We start from the raw sequence: 12,908 nt of genomic DNA, 5'->3' as shown, positions 1-12,908 counted from the left end.
GTATGTCAATTAAGAGAAAAAGAAGATTTCACGCTGAGGTTGCGACTTCATCTTTGAGTGACATTATGTTTTTCCTGTTGTTGTTTTTTCTTATCATCTCAACACTGGCAAACCCGAATGTTATTAAGATGACGCTTCCAAAAGCCAAATCAAATGAAAAAACAAATAAACAGTTAATTAGTTTATCCGTTACCGAAGACAAGCAATTCTATATCGACAAACAGCCCGTGGCTTTTGAAGAATTAGAAACCACTTTAATGAATAAAATAGGCGCCGATAAAACACAGACTGTCGTAGTTCGAATTCCGTTTAATCTGCAGGTACAAGACTTAGTTGATGTATTGCAGATAGGAGTGAAGAACAATTTGAAGTTTGTAATTGCTACAAGTCCGAAGTAAAATTATCATTAGGGCGTGACCACAATAAAAAAATGGGCAATCAGCATAACGTTGATTCGCCCATTTTTTTATTGTGGTCGGGCTATCCACGCTGCTTCGGCAGCCAGCTCCTATCCCTCACGCAAAAAAAAATCTTGTCATTTCGACCGAAGGAAGGATAAACTAGATAAAATAAATACTAAAAAGGCTTTCTGAAAATCATCAGAAAGCCTTTTTGTATAATAATAGATTCGTGTAAATCTGTGTAATTTGTGTTTTAATTCAAACTAAAATTATAAATAATCTTTCCAGTTTGTTTTGTGGGAGCATCACTGTCAGATTCCCATTTTGTATTCATAGCTGCAATTCTGGCTTGGTCTAACAAACATTTTGCGGTATTTGTTGTTCCTTTAATTCCAGGAGTTGCGCTTATCGTTTTTCCGTTTTGATCAACCGTTATTTCCACCACAACTTTTCCTTCTTCGTTACAAGTATATTTTGGTGCTGGTTTAGATAATGCTTTTCTGTTTCCTAAAGAATATCCAGATCCGCCTCCAGAACCACCGCCGCTTCCGGCACCGTATCCGCTTCCTGTTCCAATACCATTTCCTGTTCCGTTACCGCCTCCGGTTCCTCCGCCGGAACCACCAGATCCGTAATAACCGCTTGAACCCAGACTTCCGTTTGCTTTTCCTTTATTTCCTGCCGCTTTATCGTCACCGTCACCGCCTTTGTTTGATCCTTTCATGATACTTGCCAATGCATCGTTGGTAGAGTTGGAAACTTTTGGTTTTTCAGGAACCACTTTAGTTTCAGGTTTTACAACAGGAGTATTTTTTTTAGGTTTTTCTTTTGTTGGAATAACGACATCAGTTTCATCTGTCTCGGCATTTTCCTGAGAGAGTATAGATTCATCCGGAGTTGCTTTTGCAGGAGCTTGTTTCGCATTATTTTTTACATCCAGAACTTCACTTTTGTAATTCGCTCCAGAACCTAAATCGCTGTCACCAAAATTTACAGTAACACCGCCGCCACCGCCGCCTTCTGCAAGAGCAGAGTTGTTTTCTGGATTATAGGGAGGCCAAAAACGGATAAAAAACAGCAATAGTATGATTACCGCATATATTGCAGTAGTGAATAGTAATGATTTCTTTTTATCTGAAGAAATAGTAAAACTCATTGTAATTCTGAATTTTGTAATGTATTAAATAAAAACGTTTAAAAGTAGTAAAAATTGTTTAGAATGGAAGTGCAGGACGAGATTTAACCGCAAAGTTCGCTAAGATTTACGCAAAGAAACGCAAAGTTTTATTTATTTTAAATTTAAGTAAATCTTTAGATTAAAAGTTCGCAAAGTTTATCTATACATAGCTTTGCGAACTTAATATTTAGATATTGCTCACGTTCCATATGAAAATACCTTAGCGTGCTTTGCGTTAAAAAAAAAATCTGGTAAAAAAAACGAGCCAGAATATTATTCGGCTCGTTTATATATAAAGTATAAAATAGATTATACTAATTGTTTCAATGCAATTTCAAATGCTGTTGCGCTGATGTTTGTTTTTGATGGATTTAAAGCGTGAGCCTTAACAATTGCATTTTTTATAATTTCAGAAGTATCATTAAAAATAGCTTCATCTGTCATTTGAACTTTTTTCTCCATGAAATAAGCAAAAACTCTAGCCATTCCGCAGTTTGAAATAAAATCCGGGATTAAACTAACTTTATGGTCCACTTCTTCCATAATAGAGCCAAAGAAAATTTCTTTGTCGGCAAAAGGAACATTCGCTCCACAGGAAATAACTTCTAATCCGTTTGCTATTAAACTGTCAATTTGGTTTTGAGTAACCAGTCTTGAAGCAGCACAAGGCGTGAAAATTTCAGCACCAATAGTCCAGATTTTAGAATTGATTTCCTCAAACGGAATCATATTATCCGCAACCAATTTATTTCCGTCTTTATTTAAAAACAACGTTCTGATTTCTTCAAAAGAAAAACCATCTTCTTTAATTAATCCGCCATCGCGATCGATTATTCCGATAACTTTTGCTCCCATTTCGGCTAAATAAAAAGCAGCAGCAGAACCTACGTTTCCGAAACCTTGTACGATTGCTTTTTTGCCTTTAATGTCGCCTCCGTAAGTTGCATAGAAATGACGAACCGCTTCGGCAACGCCAAAACCGGTAATCATATCAGCAACAGTATATTTTCTTGTAACGTCTGGTGAGAATTTTGGATTTTCAATTACCTTAATAACACCGTGACGCAATTGTCCGATTCTGTTAATTTTGTCAGCTTCGGTAGGTTTGAAGTGTCCGTTGAAAACACCTTCCTGCGGATGCCAAACACCACATTCTTCTGTCATTGGAATAACTTCGTGAATTTCATCAATATTTAAATCACCTCCAGTTCCATAGTAGCTTTTTAATAAAGGAGAAACGGCCTTATACCAACGCTGTAAAACTCCTTTTTTGCGGGGATCGTTTGGGTCAAAATTAATTCCAGATTTAGCTCCTCCAATTGCAGGACCAGAAACTGAGAATTTTACTTCCATTGTTTTTGCCAATGATAAAACTTCGTTCATGTCAAGGCCTTTTCTCATTCTTGTTCCACCTCCTGCAGCTCCGCCGCGCAGTGAATTTATGACTGTCCATCCTTCGGCTTCTGTTTCTGAATCTTTCCAATTAAAAACAATTTCAGGTGCTTTATTTTCAAATTGTTGTAATAAATCTTTCATTTTGTTGTGATATGTTTATTTTGCGTAAATGTATAAAATAGAATAATGTGAATAATGTATTTCGCATCAAATGTAGTAAACAAAACAGAAAAGCCGAAAACTATTTGGTTTTCGGCTTTTTGAATATTTAAAAAATTAAGAGTTATTGTCCTAATAAGTGTTTTTTTAGAGTTTCGTCAACTGGTTTGTCAGAAAGCCAGATTCCGAATAATGCTTTTTTGAAATCAAATCCCTGAATTTTTCCTTTCAAAACTTCATTTTTAGAAACGTATACATTTTGGTCAAGCGGATTGTATGCCAAAACAAATACATCTTTTTCTGTAATTACATCACTTAAATAGTTTTTTAGCTGTTCAATTCTTGGGCGTAGTTCTTCAAGATTACTTCCTGCCGATTTCTCAAAACCAGAATTCATGGCTTTTGTCAATTTACCTGATGAGACCATAGATGAGGTAATTTCAATGCGGATAGCCATCTCTGTGTCGCTGTCAATAATAAATTGCGGATCCTGACTTAATTGTGATAAGTACAATGCCTGAACATAAACTTCTAACCACATTTTCGATCTCCCGCCAGCGCCGTTAAGTTGTAAAGTTTTGCCCTGAAACTCAATTTTTCGTGGAACGGTAACACCATTTACTTCTAAGTGAGTTTGTGCCGAAACCTCAGAAAACTGTAGACTTAAAAGGAGTGTAAGTAATAGTAAAATCTTTCTCATACTCTATCGATTATTTAATTTTTGGTCAAAAATAATGTTAATTTATCAATTTTATCGCTATTTCGAATAAGTTTTTTTAACATGTTTTTTTATTTTTTTTAATCTATTTATTTAATAATCAAATTAGTAAGACTTGTTTTACGTAGATTTATCCACTTTGGGAATTGTTTAATCTTTTACTGATAAGAATTGTCTTAGAAAAAGAGTTTTTTAAAGCGTTTTTTTGGATTTTTTCGATGTTGAATTTTAGAAAAATCGCTGCAGGATTATTGCTTCTGTATTGTAAACAGTGAATATTTACGAAAACGTTATCGTTATCGCTGCTGATCTATTAAAATTATATGCGCGCATTGTAAATTACGCATTTAAAAATTATCTTTGAAAGCCTTTTTTAAGTAAAATAGGTATTTCAAAAAGCAAAAAATAAAAAACCACATAAACTGAATTTCCCAATTTGGTTTAGAAAAAACAATAAAATAAAAAACTATGGATTTTAATCTTACCGAAGAACATTTGATGATTCAGCAAGCTGCAAGAGATTTTGCTCAAAATGAATTATTGCCAGGAGTTATTGAACGCGACGAAAAACAAATTTTTCCAACTGAACAAGTTAAAAAAATGGGTGAACTTGGCTTCATGGGAATGATGGTTGATCCAAAATACGGCGGAAGCGGACTTGATGCAATTTCGTATGTAATTGCTATGGAAGAAATTTCTAAAGTTGATGCTTCGGCTTCTGTAGTAATGTCGGTTAATAATTCTTTAGTTTGTTGGGGATTACAGGAATTTGGAACTGAGGAACAAAAACAAAAATATTTACCGGGTCTGGCTTCAGGTCAAATTCATGGTGCTTTTTGTTTAAGCGAACCAGAAGCAGGAAGTGATGCAACTTCGCAAAAAACAACAGCGATTGATATGGGCGATCATTATTTGGTAAACGGAACCAAAAACTGGATTACTAACGGAAACACAGCTTCTGTATATTTAGTAATTGCACAAACGCATCCTGAATTAAAGCACAAAGGAATCAACGCTTTGATTATGACGAAAGATATGCCTGGATTTTCTGTTGGTCCAAAAGAACAAAAAATGGGAATTAGAGGTTCTGATACCCATTCTTTAATGTTTTCGGATGTTAAAGTTCCTAAAGAAAACAGAATTGGAGAAGACGGTTTTGGATTTAAATTTGCAATGAAAACACTTGCCGGAGGTAGAATTGGTATTGCTTCTCAGGCTTTAGGAATTGCTTCGGGAGCTTATGAACTGGCTTTGAAATATTCTAAAGAACGTAAAGCTTTTGGAACAGAAATCTGCAATCATCAGGCAATTGCTTTTAAACTGGCGGATATGGCGGTTAATATTGAAGCAGCGCGCCATTTATGCATGAAAGCGGCTTGGGATAAAGACCAGCATAAAAATTATGACGTGAGTGGTGCAATGGCCAAATTATTTGCTTCGCAAGTTGCAATGGATACCGCGGTTGAAGCAGTTCAGATTCACGGAGGAAATGGTTATGTAAAAGAGTATCATGTAGAGCGTTTTATGCGTGATGCAAAAATCACTCAAATTTATGAAGGAACTTCAGAGATTCAGAAAATAGTAATTTCAAGATCAGTTATCGCAGGATAAATTTAGATTTTGTCAGTATAAAAGAAACCCTTTCAGCTTTTTGAGCTTTGAAAGGGTTTTTTCATATTTTTTTGTTACTTTTCAGAAACGTTATACTTTTAAACCAATCGTTTAATTTTTTTCAATTTATTCAACTGCTTTATGACAAAATTATACTTTCTTCTTCCATTTGTTTTTTTGGCCTGCAAATCGGGTACATCAACTGTAAGCGAAAAACAATCAAAATCAGAATCAACCGAGATAACGTATAAAATTGAAGAATCTGAAGTTTCTGATTTTTTAAAATATCTTTCTTCAGATGAATTGCAAGGCCGTGAAACCGGAACAAAGGGAATTGAAAAAGCAGCCGTTTTTCTGGAAGATTTTTTTAAGAAGAATGATATCAAACCATATTTTAAAACCTATCGCGATACTTTGACCAATTTTAAAGCTCCGGCATTTAACATTGTGGGAGTTTTAGAAGGAACAGATCCGGCGCTTAAAAACGAATATGTAGTTTTAAGTGCACACTATGATCATATTGGAGTTGAAAAAAAACAACAGGCGGATCAAATTTATAACGGAGCAAATGATGATGCTTCGGGTGTAACGGCTGTGGCTCAAATGGCAAAATATTTCAGTAAAACCAAATCAAATAAACGAAGTATTTTGTTTGTGTTTTTTGCCGGTGAAGAAAAAGGACTTTTGGGGTCTAAAAGCATGGTGCAGAAACTTAAAGCAAAAGATTTTAATTTGTATACGCAGCTGAATATCGAAATGATTGGTGTTCCTATGAAACGCGATTATCTGGCTTATATTACTGGTTTTGATAAGTCGAATATGGCCGAAAAAATAAATGAATATACAGGAAAAAAGACCATCGGGTTTTTGCCTAAAGAAGCCGAATATCAATTGTTTTACAGATCTGATAATTATTCGTTTTATGATGTTTTTAAAAAACCCTGCCAGTCTTTGAGTACTTTCGATTTTGAGAATTTTAATTTTTATCATCATGTTTCAGATGAATTTAAAGTGATGGATATTCCGCATATTACTGCATTTATCCAGGAATTACTTCCGGCTGTAACCAAAATAAGTACTTCGCCGGCTCAGGAAATTGTAATGAATAAATAACAGTTCTTTATTTTGGTTTTTCTTATTTTTGCTTCATGAAAAATATTATTGTTACCGGAACAAGTAGAGGTATTGGCTACGAATTGGCTTTGCAATTTGCCAATGCCGGAAATCAGATTTTAGCGATCTCAAGAAAAACTCCAAAATCACTTTTAGAACATAAAAATGTAACCTGTCTATCAATTGATCTGGCAGATGAAACCGCTTTGCACGAAGTAGAAAATTTTCTTTCTTCTAACTGGAAAAGAGTAGATGCACTGGTTCATAACGCAGGGGCTTTATTGCTTAAACCTTTTGCAGAAACAACCCAAGCCGATTTTGAAAGTATTTATAAAGTTAATGTATTTGCTGTAGCCAATCTTACCAGAATTTGTCTGCCGTATTTACAAAAAGGAAGTCATGTTGTAACAATAAGTTCAATTGGCGGCGTACGAGGGAGTTTAAAATTTGCAGGATTAGCTGCTTACAGTTCAAGTAAAGGTGCTGTAATTACGTTGACTGAATTATTAGCAGAAGAATATAAGGAACAAGGTATCTCATTTAATGTTCTGGCGTTAGGCTCAGTTCAGACTGAAATGCTCAATGAGGCCTTCCCGGGGTATCAGGCTCCAATTTCGGCAGAAGGAATGGCAGCTTATATTTATGATTTTACATTGAATGGAAATAAATATTTTAATGGAAAAGTATTAGAGGTTTCTTCAACAAATCCTTAAATAGTTATGAGTTATAAATTATGAGTGAGAGTATTGTGAAAATTAAAAGTTTTGAGTTAGCTGTAAGAGGAGTTAATTTTTATAAATGGCTGGTTAAAGAGAAAAGAATTTGTAATGAGTAAACAATTTTTACGTTCAATTACTTCTGTTGGTGCAAATGTTCGCGAAGCTGTCAATGCACAAAGTAAGCCCTGTTTTATTCATAAATTGTCAATCGCTCAGAAAGAATGTGATGAATCAATGTATTGGTTTGAAATTTTGAAAGAAACAGATTTTATTTCTACGATTGAATTCGATTCAATGCATAACCAGTGCAATGAAGTATTGAAGCTTATAAGAAGTTTAATAATCACGACCAAGAAAAAACTCATAACTTATAACTCATAATTTATAATTATTTTGAGCGATACACTAGCAAAATATATTCCCGAACATGCTGTAAAGCCTGTTTTTGATTTGATTGTGGCCAATCAGGTTCATTTGAAAATCGTAAACGAACGTCAGACGCGTCATGGAGATTACAGACGCGGGCCGAGCGGTAAACATGAAATTACGGTTAATGCAAGTTTGAATAAATACAGGTTCATGATTACGCTGATTCATGAAATTGCACATTTGGTTGCTTTTGAAAAATTCGGACGGAATATTAAGCCTCACGGAAATGAATGGAAATTTACTTTTCAAAGATTAATGGTTCCGTTTATTCGACCTGAGATATTTCCGAGTCAGATATTGCCTTTATTGGCAAGACATTTTAAGAATCCTTCGGCGAGCAGTGATACAGATACCACTTTGTCTTTGGCACTAAAACAATTTGATACAGACAATGATAAGAATTATGTCTTTGAAATTCCATTTGGAAGCGTTTTCAGGATCAAAAACGGTAAAGTATTCAAGAAACTAGCTGTTAGGACCAAACGTTTTGAATGCATCGAAATAAGCTCTGGAAAAACCTATCTTTTTAATCCAAATGCTGAAGTAGAATTGATGGGTTAGAAAATTCCAATTATAGAAATAAACAATAAAAAATCCCCAATTCCAAGTTAGAAATAGTTTGGAATTGGGGATTTTTTTTATTGAGACTTCCGGTGGGGAAATGGAATTTAAATTTTCTAACCTTTCAAATACGCTTCTCTTACTTTTTTGAATAAGTTTGAAGAGTAAACAAATTTTACTATATCTTTATTCTCGGTTCTAAAAATTTCTTCTTTAGTTCCCTGCCACGCTTTTACTCCTTTTTTTAAGAAAACAATGTTTTCTCCAATCTCCATTACAGAGTTCATATCGTGTGTATTAATTACAGTTGTAATATTGTATTCTTCTGTGATTTCCTTAATCAAATTGTCAATTAAAGTTGAGGTATTTGGATCAAGACCAGAGTTTGGTTCATCACAAAACAAATATTTTGGATTGTTTACGATCGCTCGGGCGATTGCCACACGCTTTTGCATACCTCCGGAAATTTCAGAAGGCAGTTTTTTATGCGCATCAACCAGATTTACTCTTTCTAAAACAAAATCAACACGCTCTTTAATTTTTGCCCTATTATCTTTTGTAAACATCTTTAACGGAAAAGCAACATTCTCTTCAACCGTCATAGAATCAAATAAAGCACTTCCCTGGAAAACCATTCCAATTTCAGTTCTTAATTCTCTTTTTTCATCTGGATCTAATTCAGAATAAACTCTTCCGTCAAATTCAATTGTTCCGGAATCAGGTGTGTGAATTCCCAACAAAGTTTTTAATAAAACGGTTTTCCCAGATCCACTCTGCCCAATAATCAAGTTGGTTTTTCCCGTTTCAAAAACGGTTGAAACACCTTTTAAAACTTTACTATCAGCAAATGATTTTTCTATGTTTTTTACTTCGATCATTATCCTAATAGTAATTGAGTTAATATATAATTGAAAAGAATAATACAAACCGATGTCCATACAAACGATACTGTACTTGCTTTACCAACTTCTAACGCACCACCTTTCATGTAATATCCATGAAAAGAGGGAATTGTAGCTAATAACATTGCAAAAATTAAAGTTTTAATAAAAGCATATGTAATATGAAATGGAATAAATTCCATTTGAGCACCTTGAATAAAATCCTGACTAGTAGAAAAACCACCGTAAGCACAAGCAAGCCATCCGCCAAAAATCCCTAAAAACATACTAATTCCAATTACGAAAGGATACATTAATAATGCTACTATTTTTGGAAAAACAAGGTAGTTTAATGAATTAACCCCCATAACTTCTAAAGCATCAATTTGTTCTGTAACACGCATTGTTCCGATGCTTGAAGTAATATAAGACCCCATTTTTCCGGCCATAATTACCGAAATAAATGTAGGAGCAAACTCCAGAATTACCGATTGACGTGTGGCAAAACCAATTAAATATTTAGGAATTAAAGGATTAGTTAAATTTAAGGCCGTTTGAATGGCGACAACTCCTCCAATGAAAAAAGAGATAAAGCAAACAATTCCAAGAGAGTCAATTATTAAATCATCGATTTCTTTGAAAATCAAACTTTTCATAACAGGCCATTTGGTCTGTTTATTGAAAATTTCTTTAAGCATTAAAAAATATCTTCCTATCTGAGATAAGTAACGAATTAGCATCATAAGTTTTAAATATTGGCTAAGTTAAAAAGAAGTTATGAGTTTTGAGTTATGAGTTCCGGTTTTTCGAGTGTTTTAGCAATCAAATTAACTTTTGTCTCATTTTTTGTAAACGATAATTTCTAATAAACTTAGCTTGTTCAGGGGTGACTAATAAAGGTGTTTTCGCTTTTTTAGCTTTCATAAATCCTTTAATATAATCTAAAAAGAGAAATGGTTTTTTCTTCATCATCGCTAATTTAGCAGATGCAATTGCGGTAATCCAAAAACCATAACCTAAAGTATAAAAAGCTTCGCCTTGTTTATAACGAGCTGTTTTGTTGTAGTTTGCACCCGTTGGTTTTAGATGTTTTACATGTAAAGACTGGTCTGTAACAATTTTCCAATCGTAATATTTACAAAGTAATTCATCAACCGTGTCCCAGCCCATTGCAGGTTTTAAACCGCCAATTTGTAAAAAAGTTTCTTTTCTGTAGGCTTTCAGCGCTCCGCGTATATGATCTTTATCGGTTAGGTCTTCCAGAACCCATTCGCCATTTTTATCGATATAGCAAAATCCGCCCGCCATTCCGATTTTTGAATCAGATTCGAAATGTTTGATTATCGTTTCGAAATAATTAGAAGGAAAAATTAAATCGCCGTCTATCTTTACAATAATATCATAATCCTGGTCCAAAGTTTCATAACCTTTCTGAAAAGCCTGGATCACTTTGCTTCCCGGTAAATGAATCGCATCGGATGTTTTGTTTACAACAGAAATGTATGGATTTTCTTTCGCAAAACTTAGTACAACTTCTTCGGTTTTATCTGTAGAATTGTCATTTACAACTACCACTTTTGATGGCAGAACAGTCTGAGAAACCAAAGATTGTAAAGTCAAGCCAATTAAATCTTGCTCGTTGTGAGCGGGAATGACGATATAGTACTTCATGTAAAAAATTTTAGATTTTAGATTTTAGATTTTAGATTGTTTTGAGTGGTCTAAAAATCGAAAATCAAAAATCGTTAATCTGCAATTTTAGTTCTTAACTTTTTCAGCAACAACTATATAATATCTTGGAGTAAAATATCTTAGTAAAGGTCTGAATCCAAGCTTTTTTACCGGATGAGTAAATTGCAGACGATCTGTAATTTTCCATCCCGTCTTTTCTAAAAGCCAGTCTAATTGCCAGTCTTCAAATTCATGATAATGTCTGTCCCACATGTCTGTTTTAGAACGATATGCTGGTGAAAACCATAAACGTAACGGAATTGAAATTAGTAATTTATCACATTTTACGTTTTCTAAAATGGTGTATGGATTTAGTAAATGTTCGAAAATCTCAAATGCTGTAAAAACAGTATAATCTTCTGTTTGTAAAGCCGTTTGGTCGTTGTCTAAATCTTCGCCTTTTGTGTTTTTTACGGTATAGCCATTTTCTTCCATTATTTTAGAAAACGGATTAGGTACGCCAAAATCAAAAATGGTTTCAGATGTGCTAACGTGCTTTTGTAAAAACTCTAAGGTAAGTTTGAATCTTTTATTCGGAAACGTTTTTTCGTACATAGTTATTGCGAGGAACGAAATAAGCTGTCGTTCTTGATTTTAATTAGGTCGCAAATATACTAAAAAAGTATTCAGTGTTCAGTTTTTAGTATTCAGTTGCGGAGCTAAGTTTGAAAAATAAATTTCTCGCGAACTCGCAAAGTATTGATAAAAAAAAGTAAACCATATAAGTAATATAAGTTCAATTAAGTAAATACTTAAAATATCTTATATTACTTATATGGTTTAAAAACTTTGCGACTTAGCGTCTCTGCGAGATTTTATTCTTAATTATTTTTCTTTGAATTTAGTGTCTATAAACAAAAGCATTAATATTCATTCCGGCTCCTACAGAAGCAAAAATAATAACATCGCCTTTGTTGATTTCTTGATTTTCAATTTTTCCTTGAAGGATTAAATCATATAAAGTTGGAACTGTTGCCACACTGCTGTTTCCTAAATCGTGAATACTCATTGGCATAATAGCTACAGGAGCCGTTTTGTCGTATAATTTGTAGAAACGTTCAATAATCGCTTCGTCCATTTTTTCGTTTGCTTGATGAATAAGGATTTTTTTCACTTCATCAATTGCAATTCCGCTTTTGTCTAGACAGCTTTTCATAGCTAATGGAACATTGCTTAAAGCAAATTCGTAAATTTTACGACCGTACATTTTAATGTATTTAATATCCGGATCTAAATCTGGATTGTACGATTTTCCGAAGAATAGATAATTTGCTTCATCATTAGCGTAAGTAGCACTTTCGTAAGCCAGTAATCCTGCTTCGTCAGGTGAAGCTTCTAAAATAGAAACTCCTGCTCCGTCAGAATAAATCATCGAATCGCGATCGTGATCATCAACTACTCTGGATAAAGTTTCGGCACCAATTACCATTACTCGTTTTGCCATTCCAGATTTAATGAAAGCATTTGCTTGAAGAACGCCTTCAATCCATCCTGGACATCCAAAAAGAATATCGTAAGCCACACATTTAGGATTTTTAATGCCTAATTTGTTTTTTACACGAGTTGCCAAACTTGGTAAAATGTCAGTTTGGTGCGTTCCCGTTTTTACATCACCAAAGTTGTGTGCAAAAATGATATAGTCTAAAGTTTCGGCATCTATTTCGGCATTTGCTATTGCTTTTTGAGCTGCAAAAAAGGCTAAATCAGAGGCAGTATATTGAGGTTCAGCATAACGGCGATTTTCAATTCCTGTAATGCCTTTAAATTTTTTAATAACAACTTCGTTCGGGTAACCAAATGGAGTTCCATCTTCATTTAAAAAAATATGTTTGTCAAAGTCTGTGTTTTTTACTTCTAAATTAGGAATGTAACTCCCAATACCAATTATTTTTATTTTCATTATTTCCCTTTAATTATCCGATAAATTTAGTGCTAATGTATAAATAATATTATGATAACTATCATAAAAAATAGTATGCATGCATATAATTATGAAATAACAATTTTTTAGAA

14 protein-coding genes are annotated in these 12,908 nt (G+C 33.8%); 6 read left to right on the top strand and 8 right to left on the bottom strand.

What is annotated here, in order from left to right; genetic code table 11:
* The first annotated feature begins 2 nt into the window (after positions 1-2).
* Positions 3-398, top strand: coding sequence for a biopolymer transporter ExbD (locus L1276_RS22160; protein WP_071635281.1), 396 nt, complete (start codon positions 3-5; stop codon positions 396-398).
* Positions 399-654: 256 nt separating this feature from the next.
* On the opposite strand, the gene L1276_RS22155 is transcribed toward L1276_RS22160, so the two are convergent.
* The 3 genes from L1276_RS22155 to L1276_RS22145 form a co-directional block, all read right to left on the bottom strand.
* Positions 655-1,557: an energy transducer TonB gene (locus tag L1276_RS22155; protein WP_253791665.1), complete on the bottom strand. Its 903-nt coding sequence runs from the start codon at positions 1,555-1,557 to the stop codon at positions 655-657.
* A gap of 330 nt (positions 1,558-1,887) precedes the next feature.
* Positions 1,888-3,114, bottom strand: a complete 1,227-nt coding sequence (locus L1276_RS22150) for a Glu/Leu/Phe/Val dehydrogenase dimerization domain-containing protein (RefSeq protein ID WP_253791663.1) — start codon at positions 3,112-3,114, stop codon at positions 1,888-1,890.
* Positions 3,115-3,256: 142 nt separating this feature from the next.
* The gene (locus L1276_RS22145; RefSeq protein ID WP_253791661.1) at positions 3,257-3,832 is read right to left on the bottom strand and encodes a chalcone isomerase family protein; all 576 of its coding nucleotides are present in this window, start codon (positions 3,830-3,832) and stop codon (positions 3,257-3,259) included.
* A gap of 486 nt (positions 3,833-4,318) precedes the next feature.
* Here L1276_RS22145 and L1276_RS22140 point away from each other — a divergent pair, with 486 nt between their 5' ends.
* From L1276_RS22140 to L1276_RS22120, 5 genes are all read left to right on the top strand, one after another.
* The gene (locus tag L1276_RS22140; protein WP_053470769.1) at positions 4,319-5,461 is read left to right on the top strand and encodes an acyl-CoA dehydrogenase; all 1,143 of its coding nucleotides are present in this window, start codon (positions 4,319-4,321) and stop codon (positions 5,459-5,461) included.
* A 141-nt stretch (positions 5,462-5,602) separates the two neighbouring features.
* Complete coding sequence (locus tag L1276_RS22135; protein ID WP_253791659.1) at positions 5,603-6,574, top strand: M20/M25/M40 family metallo-hydrolase; 972 nt, start codon at positions 5,603-5,605, stop codon at positions 6,572-6,574.
* 35 nt (positions 6,575-6,609) lie between these two features.
* Complete coding sequence (locus L1276_RS22130) at positions 6,610-7,287, top strand: SDR family oxidoreductase (protein WP_253791658.1); 678 nt, start codon at positions 6,610-6,612, stop codon at positions 7,285-7,287.
* A gap of 114 nt (positions 7,288-7,401) precedes the next feature.
* Positions 7,402-7,674 carry a four helix bundle protein gene (locus tag L1276_RS22125; protein ID WP_253791656.1) on the top strand — a complete coding sequence of 91 codons (273 nt, stop codon included), beginning with the start codon at positions 7,402-7,404 and terminating at the stop codon, positions 7,672-7,674.
* 12 nt (positions 7,675-7,686) lie between these two features.
* Positions 7,687-8,283, top strand: coding sequence for a SprT-like domain-containing protein (locus L1276_RS22120; protein WP_253791654.1), 597 nt, complete (start codon positions 7,687-7,689; stop codon positions 8,281-8,283).
* Positions 8,284-8,399: 116 nt separating this feature from the next.
* On the opposite strand, the gene L1276_RS22115 is transcribed toward L1276_RS22120, so the two are convergent.
* From L1276_RS22115 to L1276_RS22095, 5 genes are all read right to left on the bottom strand, one after another.
* Positions 8,400-9,161, bottom strand: a complete 762-nt coding sequence (locus tag L1276_RS22115; protein WP_253791652.1) for an ABC transporter ATP-binding protein — start codon at positions 9,159-9,161, stop codon at positions 8,400-8,402.
* A complete protein-coding gene (locus tag L1276_RS22110; RefSeq protein WP_253791650.1) occupies positions 9,161-9,907 on the bottom strand; it encodes an ABC transporter permease in 747 nt (248 codons plus the stop codon). The genes L1276_RS22115 and L1276_RS22110 overlap by 1 nt, the downstream gene beginning before the upstream one ends.
* A 79-nt stretch (positions 9,908-9,986) precedes the next feature.
* A complete protein-coding gene (locus L1276_RS22105) occupies positions 9,987-10,835 on the bottom strand; it encodes a glycosyltransferase family 2 protein (RefSeq protein ID WP_253791648.1) in 849 nt (282 codons plus the stop codon).
* A gap of 87 nt (positions 10,836-10,922) precedes the next feature.
* Positions 10,923-11,450, bottom strand: a complete 528-nt coding sequence (locus L1276_RS22100; protein WP_253791646.1) for a methyltransferase — start codon at positions 11,448-11,450, stop codon at positions 10,923-10,925.
* Between the two features lie 286 nt (positions 11,451-11,736).
* Complete coding sequence (locus tag L1276_RS22095; RefSeq protein ID WP_253791644.1) at positions 11,737-12,795, bottom strand: 3-oxoacyl-ACP synthase III family protein; 1,059 nt, start codon at positions 12,793-12,795, stop codon at positions 11,737-11,739.
* Between the last annotated feature and the right edge of the window lie 113 nt (positions 12,796-12,908).

The sequence above is a fragment of the Flavobacterium sp. HSC-32F16 genome (assembly GCF_024171645.1).
GTDB lineage: Bacteria > Bacteroidota > Bacteroidia > Flavobacteriales > Flavobacteriaceae > Flavobacterium.
The sequence above is the reverse complement of the archived record's forward strand: the minus strand, read 5'-3'. Positions and strand labels throughout refer to the sequence as shown.

Excerpts from the sequence above, each read along its gene's own strand:
- L1276_RS22110 (WP_253791650.1), bottom strand. The coding sequence starts at position 9,907 with ATGATGCTAATTCGTTACTTATCTCAGATAGGAAGATATTTTTTAATG.
- L1276_RS22125 (WP_253791656.1), top strand. The coding sequence starts at position 7,402 with ATGAGTAAACAATTTTTACGTTCAATTACTTCTGTTGGTGCAAATGTT.
- L1276_RS22105 (WP_253791648.1), bottom strand. The coding sequence starts at position 10,835 with ATGAAGTACTATATCGTCATTCCCGCTCACAACGAGCAAGATTTAATT.
- L1276_RS22160 (WP_071635281.1), top strand. The coding sequence starts at position 3 with ATGTCAATTAAGAGAAAAAGAAGATTTCACGCTGAGGTTGCGACTTCA.
- L1276_RS22095 (WP_253791644.1), bottom strand. The coding sequence starts at position 12,795 with ATGAAAATAAAAATAATTGGTATTGGGAGTTACATTCCTAATTTAGAA.
- L1276_RS22100 (WP_253791646.1), bottom strand. The coding sequence starts at position 11,450 with ATGTACGAAAAAACGTTTCCGAATAAAAGATTCAAACTTACCTTAGAG.
- L1276_RS22130 (WP_253791658.1), top strand. The coding sequence starts at position 6,610 with ATGAAAAATATTATTGTTACCGGAACAAGTAGAGGTATTGGCTACGAA.
- L1276_RS22115 (WP_253791652.1), bottom strand. The coding sequence starts at position 9,161 with ATGATCGAAGTAAAAAACATAGAAAAATCATTTGCTGATAGTAAAGTT.
- L1276_RS22145 (WP_253791661.1), bottom strand. The coding sequence starts at position 3,832 with ATGAGAAAGATTTTACTATTACTTACACTCCTTTTAAGTCTACAGTTT.
- L1276_RS22150 (WP_253791663.1), bottom strand. The coding sequence starts at position 3,114 with ATGAAAGATTTATTACAACAATTTGAAAATAAAGCACCTGAAATTGTT.
- L1276_RS22155 (WP_253791665.1), bottom strand. The coding sequence starts at position 1,557 with ATGAGTTTTACTATTTCTTCAGATAAAAAGAAATCATTACTATTCACT.
- L1276_RS22140 (WP_053470769.1), top strand. The coding sequence starts at position 4,319 with ATGGATTTTAATCTTACCGAAGAACATTTGATGATTCAGCAAGCTGCA.
- L1276_RS22135 (WP_253791659.1), top strand. The coding sequence starts at position 5,603 with ATGACAAAATTATACTTTCTTCTTCCATTTGTTTTTTTGGCCTGCAAA.